Annotated in this window: 2 protein-coding genes; one reads left to right on the top strand and one right to left on the bottom strand. The window is 37.6% G+C overall.

The features are described from left to right. Positions 1–298 precede the first annotated feature (298 nt). A complete protein-coding gene (locus F6K22_RS35530; RefSeq protein ID WP_293109263.1) occupies positions 299–2323 on the bottom strand; it encodes an ABC transporter ATP-binding protein in 2025 nt (674 codons plus the stop codon). Between the two features lie 927 nt (positions 2324–3250). On the opposite strand from F6K22_RS35530, the gene F6K22_RS35525 reads away from it, so the two are divergent. Beyond that, positions 3251–3674 (top strand): AbgT family transporter (locus F6K22_RS35525; RefSeq protein ID WP_293109261.1); only part of this gene is annotated, 424 nt, incomplete at its 3' end.

The following is a 3674-nucleotide window of genomic DNA, read 5'->3' as shown; positions in this document are numbered from 1 at the left end:
TCCGGAGTTAATAGATAAATATGGGAAAAAGAAAAGGTAGATGCACCCTGATAGATCGCCTCCCCCATTATTGGTGGAGGTTTTTTTTGCTCCAAAACAACAAGTGGAAAATTAAATTGATTATTTCCGGAGTTAATAGATAAATATGGGAAAAAGAAAAGGTAGATGCACCCTGATAGATCGCCTCCCCCATTATTGGTGGAGGTTTTTTTTGCTCCAAAACAACAAGTGGAAAATTAAGTCGATTATTTCCCGATAACACTCTATCGGAACCTACCATTTTAGATGTATCACTCCACTACTCTAAATTTCCCGTAGGAATAGAAGCAATAAGTTGGCGTGTATATTCCCGTTGTGGTTGCTCATAAACTTGTTCAGCAAGACCAATTTCTTCAATTTTGCCTTGATTCATTACCATGATCCGATCGCTCATAAATTTCACCACACTCAAATCATGGGAAATAAAAATGTATGTCAACCCAAATTCATCCTGTAATTCTTTTAATAAATTCAGCACTTGCGCTTGCACCGATACATCTAAAGCGGAAACAGACTCATCACAAATAATTAACTTAGGATTCAATGCTAAAGCACGAGCAATACAAACCCGTTGACGTTGACCACCAGAAAAAGCATAAGGATAACGACTTAACGAGTCAGCAGTTAATCCCACCCTTTCCAATAAATGTGCTGCGCGATCGCGTCTCACTTTATAACTATTACCTACACCGTGAATTAACATTGGTTCCATCACTGCTGCGCCAACAGTTAAGCGAGGGTCAAGGGAACCAAAGGGGTCTTGAAAAATAATTTGCATATCCCGTCGCAACCTCCGCAACATTTGCTCATATCTTTCTTGATTACGATTTTTTCCACTTTTTGGTTGAGAGTTTTTCAGCGACTCCAAAAATTGCTTAATTCCAGACTTACCTGCATCAGGGTTTGTAATTTCTTGACCCTCAAAAAATACCTCTCCACTTGTCACTGGAATTAATTGGAGTATTGCTCTTGCTAAGGTACTTTTACCACAACCAGACTCTCCCACTAAACCCAGAGTTTCACCGGGAGAAACAGCAAAAGAAACATCATTAACTGCCATCAATAGACGTTGAGTTTGACCAAACATTCCTTTGACTGGGAACCCGATTCGCAAATGATTAACTTGCAAGATAGGATTTTCAGTTGTTTGAGCAACTGTTTCCTCTGCCAAATCTATATTTTGTGGTTCTGTTACTGCTGTGTTTTTTTCCCGAATTTCTATTTCTCCAGTGGAGTTTGTTACCTCTTCCATGAAATCTGAAACAGTAGGTAGACGGAAAACTTTGCCATGTAGGGGAGGACGACAAGCTAATAAACCTTTTGTGTAAGGATGCTGTGGTTGAGAAAATATTTGCTTGATATTGCCATATTCAACTATTTTGCCTTGATACATTACTGCTACCATATCAGCTACTTCAGAAATTACCCCCAAGTCATGGGAGATAAATATAATAGACATTCCTCTGGTTTCTCCCAATTCCCGCAGCAAGTCTAAAATTTTTGCCTGCACCGTAACATCTAAAGCAGTTGTTGGTTCATCTGCAATTAATAAAGTAGGGTTGCAAGAAATCGCCATTGCTATCATCACCCGTTGAATTTGACCGCCAGAAAGTTCGTGGGGATAACGGTCTAACATTGCTAGCTTTTTTTGGTTGACTTGCAGCATAATTTGGCGCTCGCTTACCTCTTCTACTTGACTAAAAGCAGGTTTACCTGAAGCATCTACTATTGTTGCTAATTCCCGTTTGGATTTTACCTGTGCTAAATTTTGACTATCCTCTGTTATTTCCTCCAGAGATTTTTGTCGCAATACCTCATCACTTGGGAGAAGCTTTACCTCTTGAAGTAGAGATGCTGCTTGACGTCGTGCTTCTGCTGCTGAAACATTTTGATGAAATCTAATAGCTTCTGTTAACTGAAACCCTATAGTGTAAACTGGGTTTAGAGAACTCATAGGTTCTTGGAAAATCATCGAAATTTTCCCACCCCGGTATTGTTGTTTTTCCTGTTCTGGTAATTGTAATAAATTTACTGGTTCAGAATTTTTTTCATTTTCTTCAGAATTATTAAACCAAATTTCACCGCTAATTTGGCAAGATTTTGCGAGTAGTAAACCCATAGTTGCCAGAGATGTAACAGATTTTCCCGAACCTGATTCTCCAACAATTCCTAGAGTTTGCCCTTTCTTTATAGTAAAGGATATACCATCAACTGCTTTTACCAGTTTTTCTTCAGTTGTAAATTGAACTTTGAGATTACGAACATCTAATACAATATTAGTCATTATGATTTAGAAATTAAATACCAATAATTCACTCAACTATAGATAATATCAAATCTGGTCCCATTGGTGTAATTAGATAAAGAGTGTGAGGAGTTAACGAAGTCAGAAGTCAGAAGTCAGAAGTCAGAAGCGAGTGTGTAATTCTGAGGTCCCCTCAGAATGTAAGACACACTCAAGACAGTTGTTTTTGTAACGGAGATTGATATCATGTTCGCATAATTAGTTATAATTAAGCCTTTGTTTGTAGTTGGGCTTGAGCAAGCTAAATATGTATCTCTGGGCTAAAGCCCAACTACGAGCCTGATTATAAGTGTTTTACCGAACATCATATTAAGCCCCGCTCCAAAAACATTTCGCCTTAAAAAGAGGGGTTGCGCGACCCAATTTTTTTGATAAATTTTTCCTTACCTCCTAATCTTTTTGATTAAATTTTAGCGATCGCTCTCTAAGTACAAATGGTCTTCTTAAGCATTCGGAAAAATCTTCTCAGGGCCAAACTAATAACTTTAAAGGTAATCAAAGTCGGGACTTAGGCAAAATATAGAACCCCTAAGCGTATCTATTTGTATACTTAAATATAGGGAGATAGGGGGGTGGGGAGTGTGGGGAGATGGGATATATTAGACCTCTCTCAAAATACCAAATCCAATCAATTATTGCCCATAAATTATCAATTACCGAATAATTAATAATTAAATAATTGAGGTTAAAAACCTCCCCTTTCAAGGGAAAAAAAATGCTCTTGAATTTCCTTATATTCAATTCCGTAACGGTTTTAACCTTCTTGTAATTATCAATTATCAATTATCCATTATCCATTATCCATTACTGAATTCTCCCTATTCCCTCTTTTCTGGAAATACCAAATGGCTTCTATAGTATGATGATGGGAAATTGTATTTTGGATGTGAAAAGGAAAAAGTCAAGATGACGGAAACACCGCCCCCAGAAAAGTCTAAAAAACTAGACATAGTTAATAGATCCCTAGTTTTTATTGAAAAAGTAGGCAATAAACTGCCAGACCCCATTACATTATTTTTCTATCTATCTGTAGCAGTTATTGTGATTAGCGCGATCGCTAATTTGGCAAATTTATCTGCAGTAAACCCTACAACCAAAGAAACTATTGAAGCAGTTTCTTTATTGACTCCTGACGGTATCCGCAAAATAGTTACTAAGACTGTGAGCAACTTTGTTAATTTTCCTCCCCTGGGTACTGTACTTGTGGCGATGTTAGGAGTAGGAGTTGCAGAGTCTACAGGTTTAATTTCTGCTTTGCTGCGTCAAGTAGTAGTAGTTGCTCCGGCAAAGTTTATTACTCCTGTAATTGTTTTTTGTGGAGTAATGTCGA

This window comes from Okeania sp. SIO2F4, assembly GCF_010672385.1.
Taxonomy (GTDB): domain Bacteria; phylum Cyanobacteriota; class Cyanobacteriia; order Cyanobacteriales; family Microcoleaceae; genus Trichodesmium.
This window is presented reverse-complemented; position numbering and strand designations above follow the sequence as displayed.

Bases quoted from the DNA above. Each gene is read 5' to 3' on its own strand.
- F6K22_RS35530 (WP_293109263.1), bottom strand. From the start codon at position 2,323: ATGACTAATATTGTATTAGATGTTCGTAATCTCAAAGTTCAATTTACA.